20 protein-coding genes are annotated in these 17,869 nt (G+C 53.8%); 3 read left to right on the top strand and 17 right to left on the bottom strand.

The features are described from left to right. Positions 1-12: 12 nt before the first annotated feature. The 7 genes from KNP75_RS01410 to rho all read right to left on the bottom strand — a co-directional run bounded on the left by KNP75_RS01410 (position 13) and on the right by rho (position 6,727). Entirely contained in the window at positions 13-1,023 is a 1,011-nt protein-coding gene (locus tag KNP75_RS01410; RefSeq protein WP_215189447.1) for an L-threonylcarbamoyladenylate synthase, read from the bottom strand. After that, a complete protein-coding gene (prmC, locus tag KNP75_RS01405) occupies positions 989-1,861 on the bottom strand; it encodes a peptide chain release factor N(5)-glutamine methyltransferase (RefSeq protein ID WP_215189445.1) in 873 nt (290 codons plus the stop codon). The genes KNP75_RS01410 and prmC overlap by 35 nt, the downstream gene beginning before the upstream one ends. Beyond that, positions 1,861-2,931 (bottom strand): peptide chain release factor 1, encoded by a 1,071-nt coding sequence (gene prfA / locus KNP75_RS01400; RefSeq protein WP_034780138.1) that lies wholly within the window; start codon positions 2,929-2,931, stop codon positions 1,861-1,863. The genes prmC and prfA overlap by 1 nt, the downstream gene beginning before the upstream one ends. Before the next feature lie 79 nt (positions 2,932-3,010). Beyond that, positions 3,011-3,622: a thymidine kinase gene (locus KNP75_RS01395; RefSeq protein ID WP_021066110.1), complete on the bottom strand. Its 612-nt coding sequence runs from the start codon at positions 3,620-3,622 to the stop codon at positions 3,011-3,013. Between the two features lie 116 nt (positions 3,623-3,738). Continuing rightward, positions 3,739-4,962, bottom strand: a complete 1,224-nt coding sequence (locus tag KNP75_RS01390; RefSeq protein WP_034779247.1) for a cation:proton antiporter — start codon at positions 4,960-4,962, stop codon at positions 3,739-3,741. Positions 4,963-5,061: 99 nt separating this feature from the next. After that, positions 5,062-5,304 carry a type B 50S ribosomal protein L31 gene (locus KNP75_RS01385; protein ID WP_021066109.1) on the bottom strand — a complete coding sequence of 81 codons (243 nt, stop codon included), beginning with the start codon at positions 5,302-5,304 and terminating at the stop codon, positions 5,062-5,064. 82 nt (positions 5,305-5,386) lie between these two features. Further along, the gene (rho, locus tag KNP75_RS01380) at positions 5,387-6,727 is read right to left on the bottom strand and encodes a transcription termination factor Rho (protein WP_214753683.1); all 1,341 of its coding nucleotides are present in this window, start codon (positions 6,725-6,727) and stop codon (positions 5,387-5,389) included. Positions 6,728-7,105: 378 nt separating this feature from the next. On the opposite strand from rho, the gene KNP75_RS01375 reads away from it, so the two are divergent. After that, positions 7,106-7,807: a C40 family peptidase gene (locus tag KNP75_RS01375; protein ID WP_034779250.1), complete on the top strand. Its 702-nt coding sequence runs from the start codon at positions 7,106-7,108 to the stop codon at positions 7,805-7,807. A 23-nt stretch (positions 7,808-7,830) separates the two neighbouring features. Here KNP75_RS01375 and KNP75_RS01370 read toward each other — a convergent pair whose 3' ends face one another. Then, on the bottom strand, positions 7,831-8,337 hold the full coding sequence (locus KNP75_RS01370) for a DUF421 domain-containing protein (RefSeq protein ID WP_215189443.1): 507 nt from the start codon (positions 8,335-8,337) through the stop codon (positions 7,831-7,833). A 118-nt stretch (positions 8,338-8,455) separates the two neighbouring features. Here KNP75_RS01370 and KNP75_RS01365 point away from each other — a divergent pair, with 118 nt between their 5' ends. Further along, complete coding sequence (locus KNP75_RS01365) at positions 8,456-8,854, top strand: hypothetical protein (RefSeq protein ID WP_215189441.1); 399 nt, start codon at positions 8,456-8,458, stop codon at positions 8,852-8,854. Between the two features lie 10 nt (positions 8,855-8,864). Here the strand turns inward: KNP75_RS01365 and KNP75_RS01360 are convergent, their stop codons facing one another. The 8 genes from KNP75_RS01360 to KNP75_RS01325 all read right to left on the bottom strand — a co-directional run bounded on the left by KNP75_RS01360 (position 8,865) and on the right by KNP75_RS01325 (position 15,550). After that, a complete protein-coding gene (locus KNP75_RS01360; protein ID WP_138858765.1) occupies positions 8,865-9,635 on the bottom strand; it encodes an ABC transporter permease in 771 nt (256 codons plus the stop codon). Beyond that, complete coding sequence (locus KNP75_RS01355; protein WP_034779257.1) at positions 9,625-10,551, bottom strand: daunorubicin resistance protein DrrA family ABC transporter ATP-binding protein; 927 nt, start codon at positions 10,549-10,551, stop codon at positions 9,625-9,627. The genes KNP75_RS01360 and KNP75_RS01355 overlap by 11 nt, the downstream gene beginning before the upstream one ends. A gap of 102 nt (positions 10,552-10,653) precedes the next feature. Continuing rightward, positions 10,654-11,622 carry a class II fructose-bisphosphatase gene (glpX, locus tag KNP75_RS01350; RefSeq protein ID WP_029594665.1) on the bottom strand — a complete coding sequence of 323 codons (969 nt, stop codon included), beginning with the start codon at positions 11,620-11,622 and terminating at the stop codon, positions 10,654-10,656. A gap of 17 nt (positions 11,623-11,639) precedes the next feature. Further along, the gene (gene murA / locus KNP75_RS01345; RefSeq protein ID WP_214753674.1) at positions 11,640-12,893 is read right to left on the bottom strand and encodes a UDP-N-acetylglucosamine 1-carboxyvinyltransferase; all 1,254 of its coding nucleotides are present in this window, start codon (positions 12,891-12,893) and stop codon (positions 11,640-11,642) included. Positions 12,894-12,919: 26 nt separating this feature from the next. Next, positions 12,920-13,570, bottom strand: coding sequence for a fructose-6-phosphate aldolase (gene fsa / locus KNP75_RS01340; protein ID WP_034779261.1), 651 nt, complete (start codon positions 13,568-13,570; stop codon positions 12,920-12,922). 174 nt (positions 13,571-13,744) lie between these two features. After that, positions 13,745-14,599, bottom strand: a complete 855-nt coding sequence (gene fba, locus KNP75_RS01335) for a class II fructose-1,6-bisphosphate aldolase (RefSeq protein WP_021066099.1) — start codon at positions 14,597-14,599, stop codon at positions 13,745-13,747. A 160-nt stretch (positions 14,600-14,759) separates the two neighbouring features. Further along, complete coding sequence (locus KNP75_RS01330) at positions 14,760-15,119, bottom strand: response regulator (protein ID WP_034779266.1); 360 nt, start codon at positions 15,117-15,119, stop codon at positions 14,760-14,762. Positions 15,120-15,199: 80 nt separating this feature from the next. Next, positions 15,200-15,550, bottom strand: coding sequence for a YxeA family protein (locus tag KNP75_RS01325; RefSeq protein ID WP_215189439.1), 351 nt, complete (start codon positions 15,548-15,550; stop codon positions 15,200-15,202). Between the two features lie 113 nt (positions 15,551-15,663). On the opposite strand from KNP75_RS01325, the gene KNP75_RS01320 reads away from it, so the two are divergent. Continuing rightward, on the top strand, positions 15,664-16,086 hold the full coding sequence (locus tag KNP75_RS01320; protein ID WP_215189437.1) for a hypothetical protein: 423 nt from the start codon (positions 15,664-15,666) through the stop codon (positions 16,084-16,086). A 42-nt stretch (positions 16,087-16,128) separates the two neighbouring features. Here KNP75_RS01320 and KNP75_RS01315 read toward each other — a convergent pair whose 3' ends face one another. Beyond that, a complete protein-coding gene (locus tag KNP75_RS01315; RefSeq protein ID WP_034779272.1) occupies positions 16,129-17,784 on the bottom strand; it encodes a glycerol-3-phosphate dehydrogenase/oxidase in 1,656 nt (551 codons plus the stop codon). Positions 17,785-17,869: the final 85 nt, after the last annotated feature.

The raw sequence follows: 17,869 nt of genomic DNA, 5'->3' as shown, positions 1-17,869 counted from the left end.
TCCTCTATGTCCTTAAGCCTCTTCCTGTGGACGGATGACTTTACCGCCTGCCGCCTTGTAGAGGCGGTTATATACGGCAAGAGCGACTCCCGTCGGTTCAATCCGATTCACGTAAATCTCTTCTACATCCGTCTCATCAAACTTTCGCAACGCCTCATACAAACGCTGGGCCGCTGTCTCCATCGAAATACCGAGGGAGAGGGTGACGTCCGCCGGGGTCGTCGCTTCATCGAATACGAGTGCGCCAACTCGCTTGCCCGTCGCCTGTCGTGTCGTGATGACACGGACGAGGTCATCGCGTCCTCCTTCGACTAAATAAAGAGGGGCGCTCGGGGCGTAATGGGTGTACTTCATTCCTGGTGATCGTGGCGCAACTGCTTCATCGCTCAAGTTGGCATCGAGAATGACCGGGCCGATGACCGCCTCAATCGCTTCTTTCGTCACGCCGCCCGGACGTAAAATCGTCGCCGGCTCCGTCGTGCAGTCGATCACGGTCGATTCGACACCGATGCCTGTCGGTCCCCCATCCATAATACCCGCGATCCGGCCAGTCAAATCATCTGCCACGTGCCGGGCTGACGTCGGTGATGGACGTCCAGAACGGTTCGCGCTCGGTGCCGCCAGTCCAAGACCGGACGTACGGATCAATTCCAGCGCGGCCGGATGATTCGGCATTCTGAGTCCGATCGAATCAAGACCAGCCGTCACGAACGAAGACGCTCGGCCGTTCGACGGTAAGATGATGGTCAAGGCACCAGGCCAAAACGCTTCCATCAAGCGTCTGGCGACTGGCGGGATGGTTTGCGCGAAATGCTCGGCCTGTTCGACCGAGGCCACGTGGACGATGAGCGGGTTGTCCGACGGTCTTCCTTTCGCCTCGAAAATCTTTTTGATGGCGACGTCGTTCGTCGCGTCTCCGGCGAGTCCGTAGACGGTCTCCGTCGGCATGGCGATCACCTCGCCCGCCTGCAAGAGACGTACCCCTTCCTCAACTTCTGTCGGCTTGATCCATTTCGTTTCCATGCGCAATCCCTTCCCTCACGGCGTAGACGATTCGGTCTTTGCCGTTTATATCTTTTAAAATACCCGTTTCTGCTTCAGGATAACGTTCGGACAGGTACGATTTCACAACTTGTCCTTGATTATACCCGATTTCAAATGCAATCAATTGCCAATCGGCACACAAGACGCGCATCGAGTCGGCGATGATCTTCCGATAAAAATCGAGCCCATCCACTCCTCCGAACAAGGCGAGATGCGGCTCATAGCCTGCGACCGTCTCATCGAGCAGTTCGTCGGCCTCGATATAGGGCGGATTCGAGACGAGCACACGAATCGAGTCGTCGGCAATCGGGGCGAGGCAATCTCCTTCATGGAAGGACACGTCCGCCCCGAGCGCTGTTGCGTTCCGCTTGGCGACAGCAATCGCTTCCCGGGAAATATCGACCGTCTGGACGCGGACACCGAGTTCGAGACTTAGCGTGACGGCGATTGCCCCGCTGCCGGTCCCGATATCGACGATGTCATCATCGGCCACGTCGGTCACATGCTCAACGACCCATTCGATCAACTCTTCCGTTTCCGGGCGCGGAATCAAGACGTCCCGATTGACCTCGAACATCCGCCCGTAAAATGGGGCGTGCCCAATCAAATGCTGGACCGGCTCACCTGCGAGCAGGCGCTCGAATCCTGTTCGGAATTCAGATTCTTCATCATCTGTCAATTCGTCGGATAAACGGATGAGCAGTCCCGTCCGATCGACGTCAAGGACGTGCATGAGCCACCACTCCGCGGTCGAGGCATCGCGCCCCGCGTCAAGAAGTTCCCGCTCCGCTTGCTTCAATCTCGCGGCGATTCGCATCAGTCCACGTCCTCCATGAGACGGGCCTGTTCGTCCATGACGAGGGCGTCGATGATATCCTCGAGTTCCCCAGCGAGGACGCGGTCGAGCTTTTGAAGCGTGAGTCCGATGCGGTGATCGGTCACGCGGCTCTGTGGGAAGTTATACGTCCGAATCCGCTCCGAGCGGTCCCCTGTCCCGACGGCAGACTTGCGCTGCGCTGACAGTTCTTCGAGGTGTTCGCTCTGCATCTTGTCATAGAGCCGAGCCCGGAGCACTTTGAGTGCTTTGTCTTTATTCTTATGTTGCGACTTCTCATCCTGACATGAGACGACGAGTCCCGAGGGAATGTGCGTCAACCGCACGGCCGATTGGGTCGTGTTGACCGACTGGCCCCCTGGTCCGGACGACGTGAACGTGTCGACACGGACGTCTTTCATATCGATATGCACTTCGACGTCTTCGGCTTCCGGCAATACCGCGACGGTCGCCGTCGATGTATGGATGCGTCCGCCCGACTCGGTCGATGGGACGCGTTGAACCCGATGCGCCCCATTCTCGAACTTCAATTTCGAGTAGGCGCCGGTCCCGTTGATCAGGAACGTCACTTCTTTGAAGCCGCCGAGTTCTGTATAGTTGGCGTCGATCAATTCGGTCTTCCAGTTCTGCCGCTCGGCGAAACGCGTGTACATCTTGTACAAGTCGACTGCGAACAGTGCCGCTTCGTCCCCACCGGCCGCTCCGCGAATCTCGACGATGACGTTCTTGTCGTCGTTCGGGTCTTTCGGCAACAGCAAGACGCGAAGTTTCGCTTCGAGCGCCTTCACTTCCGGCTCGAGAAGCGCCATCTCTTCTTTGGCGAGCTCCCGCATGTCGGCATCGAGTGTGCGGTCTTCAAGCATGAGTTTCGCTTCTTTATACGCCGTGCTCGTCTCTTTATAGTGGCGATATGCCTGTACCGTCTCCTCGAGCTGAGACTGTTCTTTTGAATATTGTCGTAATTTATTCGCATCGCTGAGCACTTCAGGGTCAGCGAGCATCTCATTTAATTGCATATAGCGTTCTTCTAATACGCTCAAACGGTCAAACATGATGATCCGTCCTTTCTCCGTCAAATCGAACTGTCTTCATTATAGCAAAAAACGAACCGCCGAGGGCGGTCCGTGGACGTCAGTCGGCCACTGTATGGCGGACTGGGCGTGGTTTATTCGGGACGTCATGACAATGACGGCAACGCGGCTCATACGACTCCGAGGCACCGACCAAGATGACCGGATCCTCGAAACGGGCCGGTTCCCCGTCAATCAGTCGTTGCGTCCGGGAAGCCGGCGCCCCGCATGACAGACAGATCGCCTGCAGTTTCGTGACGAATTCGGCACGTGACAACAGTTCCGGCATCATCGTGAACGGCTCGCCTCGGAAGTCCATGTCGAGTCCAGCGCAGATGACACGTTTGTCTTCTGACGCCAATTGCTCAATCACATCGACGATCCCTTCGTCGAAGAACTGAACCTCGTCGATGGCGATGACTTGCGTCTCTTCGCGCACCGCATCGTACAAATCTTGACTCGATTGAATCGGTACGGCCACGACCGAATTGCCGCTGTGGGAAACGACGTTTTCCTCATGGTAACGGTCGTCAATCGCCGGTTTGAACACTTGGACAGGGATTTTCCCGTAATGCGCCCGACGGACACGGCGGATCAGTTCCTCCGATTTCCCAGAAAACATACTCCCACAAATCACTTCTATCCAACCGTAACGGTTCGTCACATGCATCATTCTACTTCGCCCTCTCCTTCGTTAATCGCTTTCCGATTATAACCATCTTTCGGTCACAGGAAAAGGGTTGACTTCTGACAAAAATCGGAACGGCATGCTCCCGTCCCGATTTCGCTTCATTCGTCTGCCGCTTCTTCTTTTTTATTATCAATCAAATGCAATTTTCGAGCGAGCGGTCGAATCGTCAGCCCGTGTAGTGTCACAGAAATAAAGACCAGTCCGATCGTGAGCGGTAGCATTTGCGACGCGTCGTCAATCCCGAGATGCGCCACTTCTTCTGCGAAAAAACCGGCGACTGTCATGGCGACGATTCCACGCGGGGCAATCCATCCGATGAAACCACGTTCGCTGAGCGGAAGCCCGACGCCGATTGTCGATCCATAAATCGCGAGCGGACGAACGAGAAACAAAATGCCGGCAATCGTCAAAAGAAGCGGCCATTGGAAGATGTTGAGCAGTTCATCGCGTGACAGCGACGCCGTCAGCAGGATGAACACCGACGAGATGAGCAAGATCGAGATGTCCTCTTTAAATGATTGCAACTCCTCGATGATCTCCTCATCCCGATGTTTCGTGTTCGCCATCGTCATTCCCATCGCCGTCACGGCGAGCAGACCGACTTCGTGCATCATGAATTCACTCAATGAGAACAAGATCAAGACGGCCGTCAACGTGACCGAGGCCCGGAGATAGCGAGGGATTTTCTCACCGACAAACCAGCCCATCAACACGTGCCCGAACAAGTAACCGAGACCGATGCCGACGAGGCAAGCGCCCGCGAACAAGAGTTGCATCCACAAGTCCATTCCTTCATAGACGATATAACCGATGCGGATGACGAACAAACCGAGCAGGGCGCCGACCGGGTCAACGATGATCCCTTCCCATTTCAAAATGGCACCGACCCGATCCTTTAAATGCGCTTGGCGCAATAACGGGATGACGACCGTCGGACCGGTGACGACGAAAAGTGCGCCCATCGTCCAAGCGACGACCCAATGGAGACCTCCGACGTATTGAATCAACAGTGAGGCCCCGACGAACGACAGCGTCACCCCGATCGTCACGATGCGGACGATGGAACGGCGAAATTGATTGATTTCACTGAAATGGAGGCCGAGGCTCCCTTCAAACAAGATGATAGCGACGGCAAAAGAAATGATCGGGCTATACAGTTCACCGAGCAGTTCTCGCGGGTCGAACAATCCGAGCATCGGCCCGGCCAGTACACCGGCGACCGTCATGACGATGATGGCCGGGATTTGATAGCGCCAGGCCAACCATTGTGACAGAATACCGACGCCAATCAATAAACTGATACTAATCAGTATGAATTCCATAAAAGCCCCCTCACGTCAGTCTTTCGTCTCTTTACCCATCAGAAGACAACAAAAAACCGCCAAGGGCAATCCCTAGGCGGTGTGCATACAAGTTGACGATTAACGTTGGTACTTCTTGTTGAAGCGCTCGATACGACCGTCTGCAGATGCGAATTTCTGGCGACCTGTGTAGAACGGGTGCGAGTCAGAAGATACATCGACACGGATGAGTGGGTATTCGTTACCATCTTCCATCGTGATCGTCTCGTTAGAGTAACGAGTCGAACCAGAGATGAATTTGAACTCAGTCGTCGAGTCCATGAATACGACTTTACGGTATTCTGGGTGGATTCCTTGTTTCATTGCTTTTCAACTCCTTCGGCCCTAAGTATTCTTTCAACCTAGAGAAAGTTCACTAGAATATAATAGCACCCGGCTCACGGATTTACAAGTCTGTTTTCGTTTTTTTCACCGGGCGTCGACTCTTTTTCTTATCGGCCTCAAGCGCCGCAAAAAAGTCGAGGTTCGTTTTCGTTTCGCGGACCCGCCGCAAGAACTGATCGACGAAATCTGGCGACTCGTTCATCGTCCGTCGAATCGTCCAAAGCGAGTCGAGCTCGCCTTTGCCGAGCAGTAATTCTTCCTTGCGCGTTCCCGAACGACGGATGTCGATGGCCGGGAAGATTCGGCGTTCCGCGAGCTTCCGGTCGAGATGGAGCTCCATGTTGCCCGTCCCTTTGAACTCTTCATAGATGACGTCGTCCATGCGTGACCCTGTGTCAACGAGCGCCGTACCGAGGATCGTCAAACTGCCGCCGTCCTCGATGTTACGGGCCGCCCCGAAGAACTTCTTCGGTTTATGGAACGCGGCCGGGTCGATTCCGCCGGAAAGCGTCCGTCCGCTCGGTGGGACAGACAAGTTATACGCTCGTGTCAGACGCGTGATCGAGTCGAGCAGAATGACGACATCCTTCTTGTGTTCCACGAGACGCATCGCCCGCTCTAAGACGAGCTCTGAAATCCGGGCGTGGTTCTCCGGTGTCTCATCAAACGTCGAGTAGGCGACATCTGCGCCCGGCACCGAGCGCTGGATGTCCGTCACTTCTTCTGGCCGCTCGTCAATCAAGAGAATGATCAACTCGACGTTCGGATGGTTCGTCGTGATCGAGTTGGCAATCTCTTTTAAAAGCGATGTCTTCCCGGCTTTCGGCGGGGCGACAATCAACCCACGCTGTCCAAATCCGACAGGCGCGATCATGTCCATGACGCGGACCGACAAGTGATTCGGCTCTGTCTCGAGCACCATCTGCTGTTCCGGATAAATCGGCGTGAGCGCCGGGAAGTAATCCCGATTCCGAGTCGAGTCAGTCGTCTCACCGTTGACCGCCTCGACACTGAGCAGCCCTTGGAACCGTTCATTCTCTTTCGGTTTCCGGACTTTCCCCGTCACGAGGTCCCCGTTGCGAAGATTAAAGCGCCGGATTTGCGAGGCGGCGATGTAGATGTCTTCAGACGATTGAGAGTAGTTGATCGGTCGGAGGAAACCGAAGCCTCCGTCGTTTTGGGACTGCGGGTTTGGCGGGATGATCTCAAGGATGCCTTCGAGGAAATAAAGATCTTTCGATTCAGCCTGTGATTTTAAAATCCGAAACATGAGCTCGCGCTTGCGCGCCTCTCGATATTGGGGCACGTTCACTTCTTTCGCGATCTCATATAATTCTTTCAACGTCTTCGTCTCAAGTTCCCGAAGCGTGTAATTTTTAGCCGGTTCTGTCGCTTGACTCATTCAAGTCACCTGTCTTTCATGATTCTATATTTCAAAAATAAACGTTCAATCCTCATTCATCTAATCACAATTTTGTCGAGCCGTCACTGTTTGAAAAACGGCTTCATGACAGTCTATTCCCCTGTTGTTGAAAACATAACAGTCTTTTCCCTTTCTATGTAACAAATAAGTCTCTATTCTCGCATATTGTTTCAAATATGTTACAAGAAAACCGTTTTTGTCTCGCGATTGAAAAATGCCATCGGTCTTGCGCATGATATAGTTTATTTGCACAGGAAACCGGGTATTATCCGCAACTTGTGCTCGACTATTGTTTACACACATCGATCATATACAGCCACTTAGGGTTTTATTTTAAAAAACGGAGGGAAATATATTATGTTAAAGCGTTTCGCATCTATCATTGTCGCTGCCACTCTCGCTTTCTCGGGTCTTGCTTTCACAACAGGTGAACAAGCAGAAGCCGCTACTGGAACATTCGCTTACTCGAAAGTTAACGGCTTGAACATCCGCACAGCACCGTCGCTCAAATCGAAAGTCACGACAACGATGAACAAAGGCCAACGCTATACATACCTCGGTAAAGTTGGTTCGTTCTACAAAATCAACTACAAAGGGTCTCACCGTTATATCTCAGCTTCATCGACATATACGTACTTGAAGCCAAACACGAAAACAGCGACTGCGAAGAAAGTAACAACGTCTTCTACATCAAGCGCTCGTACGAAACTCGTAGCCGAGTCGAAGAAGTACCTTGGTACACCTTACCGTTACGGCGGAACGACAACTTCTGGCTTTGACTGCTCAGGTTACACAGGTCACGTCTACAAGAAAGCCATCAACAAATCGATCCCACGTGATTCACGTTCGCAATACGCAAACTCGAAAAAAGTTTCGAAGTCAGCGATTCAAGCCGGCGACCTCGTGTTCTTCTCACACAACGGCCGCACGATCCAACACGTTGGAATGGCACTCAGCAAAACACAAATGATCAACTCTGAAACAGGCGGCGTTAAATACGCGAGCTTCACATCAGGTTACTGGGCACCACGTTATGTCGGTGCAGGCACGTACCTCTAATTCATACGATCAAACGACTCGGTTCATCGGAACCGAGTCGTTTTTTTCGTCTGGACGTTTCGCAACACCGTATCCGTGCTCGTCAACACCGAGAACGTCCCATCCGTCTCCAAGACGACAGCCTCGACTTGTTCGAAATCCATCCCGCTCGATCGAATCGCCTGCAACACTTCGATCTCGAGCACCCGTTCCCGGCGCATCGTTTCCTCTAAATATGTCCCGTCATAGTAAAGCAGTGCCGGCGTCGACTTGATCAGTTGATTCACACGTTTCGAGCGGGTCGCCAATTTGGCCATGACGTATTGCATGAACACGAGCGTCGCAAACGCAGTCAGTCCGTTCAGCAGCGGCGTCTGGCGACTCGTGAGTGTCGTCGCCAAAATTGATCCGAGCGCCACGGTGACGATAAAATCGAAGGCGTTCATTTTGGCGAGTGTCCGTTTGCCGGAGACTCGCAAGATGAGGATGATCGCCAAATAGGCCCCCACCCCGGTCAGTATGATTTGTAGCATCGTTCGCAGTTGGTCCATCGTCTCCCTCCTTCTCTACTGCTGTTCCACGAAGCGCATCGATTCAATCCCTGTTCATCTTCCGTTCATCTGGATTCGCTACGATGGAGCCATCACCTTGAAGGAGTTGTTCTACGCCATGGAAAAGATTTGGAGTCTTCGTTTGATTCGCCTCGCCGCGCTGTTCGGCGTCATCGGGACGGCGCTCGGTTCGCATATGTCGGGGGCCGGCAGTTACGCCTTCCGCCCGATTCACGCCCATATTCTGCTCGCCGGTTGGTTATCGGTCTTCGCCTGGGGCGTGTTCTATCGTGTCTATTCGATCCGAAACCAACTGCTCGTCACGATTCACGGATGGACGGCCGTGCTCGGATCGATTGGATTGACGAGCGGGATGTGGTTTTACACGATGAACCCGTTCCAATGGAATGAGACCGTCACCCTCGTCTATTTCATCATCGGGGGCACGATCTCATTAATCAGTTTCATTCTTTTTTTGATTGTCACGTTTATGATTGACCAGGACGAGCGGGGTTAAACCCTGCTCGTCATTTTTGTTTCAAGGCGCCGCGCGCATTCGTCGCTGCGAATACAACCATGATGACGCTCATCGCCCCGGCGACGGCAAGTCCAGCCGATAAGGCGCTCCAATCGATCGTTGGCTGCGTCAAGACGGCACGCATCCCTTCAAAAATATACGTCGTCGGATTGAACGTCGCCGCCACTTTGAGCCACTCGGCCTCGATCAACTCTTTCGGGACGAACGTCGTCGACAAGAAGATGAGCGGGAAGAAGAGTAACGTCCCCGCCTGTGCGGCCTGGGCATTCCGTGTCTTTAACGCGACACCGACCGAATACCCGGCAAAACCGAGGCCGAACCCGATGGCGAGCAACACCGTAAACAAGAAGCCAGGCAGACCGACCGGAATCGACAAACCGAGCAAGAACGCGACGCCGAAAATGAGAAGTGTCTGGACGAGCAGTTGCAACATCCCGGCAATCATCGGGCCGAGCACGATTGCCGTCCGTGTCGCTGGCGTGAGGAGCAAGCGGGCGAAGTAGCCGCTCTCGATATCACGGACGAGCGCTTGTCCCGTCCCACCGGCCCCACCGACCGCCCCTGAGACGATGGAGACGGGCAAGATGAAGTTCAAATAGGCGCTCCCATCAAACTGAGGAAGCGAAGCGACACTCGACAGTCCACTCGTGTAAACCAGTAAGAAGAAGACAGAGATAATCAAGTTCGGGATGAACGAGAACGGATTTCGAATCGTCGTGACGAGACTCCGTTTCGTGAAGAGCCATGTCTCAGTCCACATCGGGCACACCTCCTTCGTATGATTCCCCGGTCACTTTTAAAAAGACGTCATCGAGCGACGGCTGTTTCACGGTCAGACGTTCCGGTTGAAGCGAACGCTCATCGAGTTGGCGCACGACTTCCATCAACGTATGGTCGACGAGCTCGAACGCCACGTGTTGACCGGTCGCCGCATGACCGAACAGCGCAGCGGCTGCGGCCGCCTCTTGATCGCTGTGAAACGTCATCGCAATCGTCTCGCCGCCGACGAGTCGTTTCAACGCTTCGGCCGTCCCTTCACTGACGATTTTCCCATGATGGATGATGGCAATCCGGTCGGCCAGTTCGTCCGCCTCTTCTAAGTACTGGGTCGTCAAGAAAATCGTTGTGCCGAACTCCTCGTTGAGTCGTCGCACCTCATTCCAAATCTCGATACGGCTCGCCGGATCGAGCCCGGTCGTCGGTTCATCTAAAAACAAGACGGTCGGGCGATGGACGAGCGTGAGCGCCAAATCGAGACGGCGCCGCATCCCGCCCGAATACGTACCGCTTCTCCGGTCGGCCGCCTCGGTGAGCGAGACGACACGAAGCAATTCTTCGGCGCGCATCTCCGCCTCTTGTTTGGTCATTTTGAACAACCGCCCTTGCAGGACGAGCAGTTCCCGCCCGGTCAATACTTTATCGATCCCGGTCTCTTGCAGGGCGACACCGATGGACAACCGGACGTCTTTCTCTTGTTTGACGACATCGAATCCGTTCACCCGCGCCTTCCCTTCGGTCGGCCGGACGAGCGTCGTCAACATTTGCACGGTCGTCGACTTCCCGGCCCCGTTCGGTCCTAAAAATGCGAAGATTTCCCCTTCCTGGACCGAGAACGAGATGCCATCGACGGCAGGGACATCTCCGAACGTCTTGACGAGTGACTCCACTTCAATCATCCTCACACACCTCCTGCCCTTCCTTTCCCGTTCTGCGTGCATTGTAAATATGTAGGAACACATCAAAAAAGCCGCGGACATCACGTCCGCGACTCGAGAGAATTAAGGTTTCATGACCATTTTCGGTTTTTTCTTCAAGGAGTGGATGCCTTCGACGAAGCGGACCGTCCCCGACTTGGCACGCATGACGACCGAATGTGTCTGACCGCCCTGTCCGGTGAACTGAACGCCGCGGAGCAACTCCCCGTCCGTCACGCCAGTCGCCGCGAAGATGCAGTCTTCGCCTTTGACGAGGTCGTCTAGAAGCAAAATCCGGCCCGTGTCGGCGATGCCCATGTCTTGGCAACGCTTCTCTTGGGCTTCGTCTTCAGGAAGCAGACGGCCTTGGAAATCACCGCCGAGGCACTTCATCGCGACGGCCGCGATGACACCTTCCGGCGCTCCGCCCGAACCGAGCAATAAATCGACCCCCGTTTTCGGGAACGCCGTGTTGATGGCCGCGGCCACGTCACCGTCTGGAATCAACTTGATGCGAGCACCCGTCGCCCGGACGCGTTGAATCATCTCTTCGTGACGGTCACGATGTAAGATCGTCACGACGACGTCTTCGACGTTCTTGTTCTTCGCCTTGGCGACGATGGCGATATTCTCTTCAATCGAATTGTCGAGACTGATCAATCCGGCCGCTTCCGGACCTACGGCAATCTTGTCCATATACATGTCCGGCGCGTGGAGCAAATCACCGGCATCGGCGACAGCGAGGACGGCGAGCGCGCCCCACGTCCCCGTCGCGACGATGCTCGTCCCTTCGAGCGGATCGACGGCGACGTCGAGGCGTGAGCCGTATCCATTCCCGACTTTCTCACCGATGTAGAGCATCGGCGCCTCATCCATCTCACCTTCACCGATGACGACGACCCCTTTCATCGGGATCGTATCGAACACTTCACGCATCGCGGTCGTCGCCGCGTCGTCCGCTTCTTCTTTCAAGCCTTTACCCATCCAGCGAGCCGAAGATAGCGCTGCCGCTTCTGTGACTCGGACCAATTCCATTGATAAACTACGTTCCACCCGAATTCTCCCCTTTGTTACTCGGACACCTCATCGACCCAGGCGAGGGCGCCGAGTTGTTTTAGTTTGCCGACGAAATCGACATAAGAATCGTTCAATTTTTCCGCATGGATCACCGTGGATTCACCACTCGCCTGAAGTCCTGCCAAGACGAGTGCCGCCCCGCTCCTCGCGTCCGCACATTCCATCTCCGCATTGGCGAGCGTCGACCCACCACGGATGACGGCCGAAGCGTCCTCGAGCGTGATCTGTGCGTTCATCCGTCGCATTTCCGCGATATGGCGGAAGCGTTGGGCGTACAGTTTATCCGTGACGACACTCGTTCCGTTCGCCTTTAGGAGCGCGGCCGACATGATCGGTTGCAGGTCGGTCGGATATCCCGAATAGTGGAAGACGCGAATATCGATCGGACGGAAGGCGTTCGCCCGCACCGTGATCGATTCCTCGTCCACTTCGACTTCAGCCCCGTAATCCATCAACTTTTGAATGACACCTTCTAAGTGGGTCGGGATGACGTTTCGAACCGTCACTTCCCCTGCTACAGCACCAAAAATCATAAATGTCCCGGCCTCTAAGCGGTCAGGAATGAGCGTGTGCGTGCAGCCGTGTAATTTGTCGACCCCTTTAATGCGAATCTCGTCGGTCCCTGCCCCGATGACATGTGCCCCCATCGAAGTGAGCATCGTCGCGACGTCGACAATTTCCGGGTCGATGGCAGCGTTCTCGATGACGGTCGTCCCGTCTGCGAGTACGGCCGCGAGCATGGCGCTCACCGTCGCCCCGAACGAGCGAAGGTCGAGATAGATCCGATTCCCTTCCAACTTTTCGGCGTTCACATGATAGAGTCCCGATTCGTTCTCGACTTTAATCCCGAGACGTTCGAGTGCTTTCAAATGTAAATCGATCGGTCGTGGACCAATCGCATATCCACCGGGAAGCCCGACGGCCCCTTTCCCAAAACGAGCCGCAAACACCCCGAGCAAATAGACAGCGGCTCGGACTTTACGCGTTTCTGAGCCGAGTAGCGGCATGGCGACAGCGTCTTTCGCATGAAGCGTCATCCGCTCCCCGTCCCGTTCAATCGCGACCCCGAGTTCTTGTAATAGACTGAGCATCACTTCGACGTCCTCGATCACGGGGACGTTTTCAATCGTCACCGGTTCTTCCGTCAACAGTGCTGCGACGAGACAAGGCAAGGCGCTCTGTTTGGCACCGCTAATGTCGACTGTTCCTTCAAGCTTTTGCTGTCCTACGATATGGAGAATTTCCACGATGATCAAACCTTTCTGCGACAAACTTATTTGGATTGAGCGTTGTTCCAATCCGCTAAGAATTGCTCGATCCCTTTGTCAGTGAGCGGATGTTTCATCATCTGTTCGATGACTTTATATGGTACCGTGGCGATGTCAGCGCCAAGAAGGGCTGCTTTCGTCGCGTGAACCGGATGGCGAACGGAAGCCGCGATGATTTCCGTCTCGATCCCATGAATGGCAAAGATATTGGCAATCGTCTCGACAAGGTCGAGGCCATCTTGACCGATATCATCCAAACGACCGATGAATGGCGAGACGTATGACGCGCCGGCCCGAGCCGCAAGTAAGGCTTGGTTGGCGTTAAAGATGAGTGTCACGTTCGTCTTGATGCCGAGCTGTGAAAACGTATTGACCGCTTCCATGCCTGCTGGCGTCATCGGTACCTTGACAGTAATATTCGGCGCGATGGCCGCAAGTTCCTTTCCTTCTTCCACCATACCCGCTGCGTCGAGCGCAATAACTTCCGCGCTGACTGAGAGATCCCCGACGATCTCACAGATTTCGCGTAGCCGTGTATGGAAATCGACGCCTTCTTTGGCGACGAGCGATGGATTCGTCGTCACGCCCCCGATGACGCCCATCTGATGAGCTTTCTTGATGTCTTCCACGTTTGCCGTATCAATGAAAAAACGCATGTACAATTCCTCCTCGAATGGTGTTGTGATCGCTTACACTTCTTATTATGAGGAAATTGTCATGGAATTGCTACACCCTTTACGTCAATGCGGCGATGGCGAACATCGATCCGATGAGCAGCATTCCATAAAAAAAGCCGGTTCTCACAGGGAGAACCGACTGATGTGACAGGATTATGCTTGGTTGCTTGAACCGAACTCACGCATTTTGCCAGTAACGACGTTGTAGATCGCTTCGACACCAGGGCCGATGACTTTACGTGGGTCATATACTTTCGAGTCCGTGTTGAGCTTCTCACGTACGGCACGAGTCCATTCTTGTTGGCACTCTGTGTTAACGTTGATTTTGCTGTGACCGAGCTCGATTGCTTTTTTGATTTGGTGCTCAGGAATACCTGAACCGCCGTGAAGAACGAGTGGAGTTTTAGTCGCTTCTGCGATTTCTTCCATCTCTTTGAAGCCGAGTTTTGGCTCGCCTTGGTATTCTCCGTGTACAGAACCGAGTGCTGCCGCAAGAGCGTCAACTTTCGCTTCTTTAACGACACGTACACACTCGTCGAGGTCAGCGTATTGTACGCCGCCGACAACGCCGTCTTCTTCGCCGCCGACTGTGCCGACTTCCGCTTCAACTGAAGCGCCTTTAGCGTGTGCATATTCAACGACTTGTTTCGTCATTTCGATGTTCTCTTCGATCGGGTGGTGTGAACCGTCGATCATAACAGACGTGAAACCAGCGTCGATCGCTGCTTTACACTTGTCGAAAGATGAACCGTGGTCGAGGTGGATTGCAACTGGAACAGTGATGTTGTAGTCGTGCATGAGACCTTCAGTCATTTTAACAACTGTTGTGAAGCCACCCATGTACTTCGCTGCACCTTCTGATACACCGAGGATAACTGGTGATTTCTCGTCTTCCGCAGCGCGAAGAATCGCTTGCGTCCACTCGAGGTTGTTGATGTTGAATTGGCCGACTGCATACTTGCCTTCGAATGCTTTGTTAAGCATTTCTGTCATTGATACTAATGGCATAATGACATCCTCCTGTCTGTTCGCTATTGTGCACTATGGGAAAAGTGCTCCCGTGCAATTCGTTCCCATTATAACACACGTCGAAACGTGTGCCTATGCTATTCGGGCATAGAAATGGCTCTGCGCAAGCGTTTACATATGTCATCTTCGTGACGAATCACTAGATTTTTAGGACTTCTTTCACTTTTTCAATCATGCCATAAATATCGAACGGCTTTTCGAATTGCGCGGTGATGCCCAGGCGTTGCACTTCTTCGAGTGTCGATTTCTCGCCGAACGCGGTCATGATCATGACCGGGGTATCAATGTCTCGTTGACGCATGTTTCGAAGCACCTCGTGGCCGAACATGCGCGGCATGTTCATATCGAGCAATACTAAATCATATCCGTTCTGTTCAAGCTTTTCCCAAGCGCTCAGTCCGTCATTCGCCGTGTCGACCTCAATGCCGAGGTTTTGGAACACCTGCGCCAACATCAACCGAATCCCGTCTTGGTCGTCTGCGATCAACATCCGTGACATCCATCTACCTTCTCTCCATATTTTGCAATACTCTAACCATACCAAATCCAATTTCATTTGGCGACGCGACTATTTTGAAATCAAGGCAACGGTATCGCTACCGGTTCATCGGTCTGTTCGTCCTTCAGCTGGGCCGGCACTTCCGACTCGGCTACCGGTTCGTACGCGGTCACGCGTCCCTCATCTTTGACATATACTTTCAAAAAATCACCTTCAGCCAAGCGCGTCGGGTCCTGGAACGTAATCGGGCGTTTTTTCCCATCTTCGTCATAGCCGATCATCTCATACGTGTATATCGTTCCTCGGTCGATCACTTCCGCACTCGGTACTTTCGCGTAGTAGACGTCGGCAAAGAGCCGATTCGTGTCGACGAATTGCCAGCCGAGAAATAAGATGAGGACGATGCCACTAATCGTAAGTCCTCGTTTCATCGCATATCCCCCCACTCTCCTCGTTTCCATCTTGTTCAATACCATCGTGTTCCCATTTCTAAACACCCGGTACGCTGATATACTGAACACATGAAACGAATGGGAGTTACATGATGAAGCAATATTTGTTATACGTGTTGTTCGTCTTGGCGCTTGGAAGCATGGTCGCACTTGTGGTGAACGTCTTCGGGGAAGACCAAGAAGAGACACTGCTCGCCGCGGCCATCGAGACCGATCTCGAGGAATTGCCGGAGACGTTCGCCGTCTTGTCCGAGACGTTCGATGAGCCAATCGCAGACAGTGACATCGCCCGCATCAAAAAGCTGGCTTCTAACCCGGACCTCGACGAAGCGGACGTGCACGCGCTCGGCACAATCGATGTGATCTTCGAAGGACGACCGACCACGCTGACACTCGAAACAGAAGTGTACCGTGAGGACGGTATATATCTTTATCTTTATTTGCTCGGCGAACCGGACGTCGTCGAGGCGCTCGACGAACGCATCATGGCGTACTATGAAGAACTGGGCATATGAAAAGGAACCTCGCCGCGGCGAGGTTCCTTTTGGTTCATTTCATTATTCAACGGTCACTGGGACAACGGCGAGATCAATCTCTTTCTCGACTTCGGCCCGTTCTTCGGCGAGACGAGCGTCCGACCATTTGAAGACATCAGCCATGCAACGGAGCACGCCGTCTTTATAGTCGCGGACGAAATCGATGTCGAAGAACATCGCCCCGGTCCGGCGTACGAGGAAGTCGATGGCCCGAACGACCGACTCTTCTTCAATGCCGTACATGAGTTGTGCATAGACGTACTCTGGAAGGTCGTACGCGTTCGAGTCCATCCGCTCGATGACACGATCGATGTTCGATCCGTATAGACGGACGAGCTGCTCGGCTTTGACGTCATCGAGACCAAGGTTTTTCAGTTCAGCCTTCTTCTTCGTCAAGAAGTCATCGAACCCTTTCGAGCCGCCGACATGGCCGCCCGACATCGGCATATGCTTCGTACGCGAGGCGAGGAAGACGATACCTTCTTCTTGTTTGAGCAGTTTCGCCACCAAATCGACGACCGTCTCTGACATCTTCCGGTAACCGGTCAACTTCCCGCCGGCGATCGTAATCAATCCGCTCTCTGACTGCCAGACCTCATCTTTCCGTGAAATCTCAGACGGGTCTTTGCCTTCTTCGTAGATGAGCGGACGAATCCCGGCCCAGCTCGACTCGACGTCGTCTGCCGTCACGTTGACGTCGGGGAACATATAGTGGATCGCCTCTAAAATATAGTCGCGATCCTCGGTCGTCATACGTGGGTGAGCCTTATCCTTATCGAAGAACGTGTCCGTCGTCCCGACGTACGCCTTGCCGTCACGTGGAATCGCGAATACCATCCGTCCGTCCGGTGTATCGAAGTAAATCGCTTGCTTGAGCGGGAATTTCGATTGGTCGATGACGAGGTGAATCCCTTTCGTCAAGCGGAGCATCTTCCCTTTGTTCGAGCCATCCTGCTCGCGGAGCACGTCGACCCAAGGACCGGTCGCATTGATGACTTTCTTCGCATAGACCTCATACGTCTTGCCATCGATTTGGTCCTCGACGTGCACGCCGACGACTTTCCCTTGCTCATAGATGAGACCGGTCACTTTCGAGTAGTTCATTAAGAGGGCACCGTGATTGGCCGCCTCTTTCGCAACTTCAATCGTCATCCGAGCGTCATCCGTCCGATATTCGACGTAATATCCGCCACCGACAAGACCGTCTTTTTTGACGAGCGGTGCTTTTTGAATGACTTCATCCGGTTTCAACATCAACCGGCGCTCTGCGCGTTTGACGCCGGCCAAGAAGTCGTACACCATCAAGCCGACCGCGGTCGAAAGTGGTCCGAACGTGCCGCCTTTATGCATCGGCAACAGCATGCGCTCCGGTGTCGTGACGTGTGGCCCGTTCTCATAGACAATCGCCCGCTCTTTACCGACTTCAGCAACGAGTGCGACTTCGAACTGTTTCAAATAACGTAAACCTCCGTGGACGAGTTTCGTCGAACGGCTCGACGTTCCGGCCGCGAAGTCTTGCATCTCGAGTACGGCCGTCTTCATCCCACGGGATGCGGCATCGAGCGCAATCCCGGCACCAGTGATGCCTCCGCCGACGACGAGAATATCATGGCGTTCCCCCGTCAATTGTTCGTATCGTTTGGCACGTTCTTTCGCTGAGAAATTTCTGATTTCCATCTTGTCCCCTCCTATAATGAATCCGGTCAGATGTATATGAAAAGAGACCACAACAAAACAAGGCTTCGCCCCCCATGTCGTGGTC

The sequence above is a fragment of the Exiguobacterium sp. s6 genome, assembly GCF_018618155.1.
In the GTDB taxonomy this organism is placed as follows: domain Bacteria; phylum Bacillota; class Bacilli; order Exiguobacteriales; family Exiguobacteriaceae; genus Exiguobacterium; species Exiguobacterium mexicanum_A.
The sequence above is the reverse complement of the archived record's forward strand: the minus strand, read 5'-3'. Positions and strand labels throughout refer to the sequence as shown.

What these genes read in the sequence shown, in the direction of transcription:
- KNP75_RS01410 (WP_215189447.1), bottom strand. Translation starts at nt 1,023, where the DNA reads ATGGAAACGAAATGGATCAAGCCGACAGAAGTTGAGGAAGGGGTACGT.
- prmC (WP_215189445.1), bottom strand. Translation starts at nt 1,861, where the DNA reads ATGCGAATCGCCGCGAGATTGAAGCAAGCGGAGCGGGAACTTCTTGAC.
- prfA (WP_034780138.1), bottom strand. Translation starts at nt 2,931, where the DNA reads ATGTTTGACCGTTTGAGCGTATTAGAAGAACGCTATATGCAATTAAAT.
- KNP75_RS01395 (WP_021066110.1), bottom strand. Translation starts at nt 3,622, where the DNA reads ATGATGCATGTGACGAACCGTTACGGTTGGATAGAAGTGATTTGTGGG.
- KNP75_RS01390 (WP_034779247.1), bottom strand. Translation starts at nt 4,962, where the DNA reads ATGGAATTCATACTGATTAGTATCAGTTTATTGATTGGCGTCGGTATT.
- KNP75_RS01385 (WP_021066109.1), bottom strand. Translation starts at nt 5,304, where the DNA reads ATGAAACAAGGAATCCACCCAGAATACCGTAAAGTCGTATTCATGGAC.
- rho (WP_214753683.1), bottom strand. Translation starts at nt 6,727, where the DNA reads ATGAGTCAAGCGACAGAACCGGCTAAAAATTACACGCTTCGGGAACTT.
- KNP75_RS01375 (WP_034779250.1), top strand. Translation starts at nt 7,106, where the DNA reads ATGTTAAAGCGTTTCGCATCTATCATTGTCGCTGCCACTCTCGCTTTC.
- KNP75_RS01370 (WP_215189443.1), bottom strand. Translation starts at nt 8,337, where the DNA reads ATGGACCAACTGCGAACGATGCTACAAATCATACTGACCGGGGTGGGG.
- KNP75_RS01365 (WP_215189441.1), top strand. Translation starts at nt 8,456, where the DNA reads ATGGAAAAGATTTGGAGTCTTCGTTTGATTCGCCTCGCCGCGCTGTTC.
- KNP75_RS01360 (WP_138858765.1), bottom strand. Translation starts at nt 9,635, where the DNA reads ATGTGGACTGAGACATGGCTCTTCACGAAACGGAGTCTCGTCACGACG.
- KNP75_RS01355 (WP_034779257.1), bottom strand. Translation starts at nt 10,551, where the DNA reads ATGATTGAAGTGGAGTCACTCGTCAAGACGTTCGGAGATGTCCCTGCC.
- fsa (WP_034779261.1), bottom strand. Translation starts at nt 13,570, where the DNA reads ATGCGTTTTTTCATTGATACGGCAAACGTGGAAGACATCAAGAAAGCT.
- fba (WP_021066099.1), bottom strand. Translation starts at nt 14,599, where the DNA reads ATGCCATTAGTATCAATGACAGAAATGCTTAACAAAGCATTCGAAGGC.
- KNP75_RS01330 (WP_034779266.1), bottom strand. Translation starts at nt 15,119, where the DNA reads ATGTCACGGATGTTGATCGCAGACGACCAAGACGGGATTCGGTTGATG.
- KNP75_RS01325 (WP_215189439.1), bottom strand. Translation starts at nt 15,550, where the DNA reads ATGAAACGAGGACTTACGATTAGTGGCATCGTCCTCATCTTATTTCTC.
- KNP75_RS01320 (WP_215189437.1), top strand. Translation starts at nt 15,664, where the DNA reads ATGAAGCAATATTTGTTATACGTGTTGTTCGTCTTGGCGCTTGGAAGC.
- KNP75_RS01315 (WP_034779272.1), bottom strand. Translation starts at nt 17,784, where the DNA reads ATGGAAATCAGAAATTTCTCAGCGAAAGAACGTGCCAAACGATACGAA.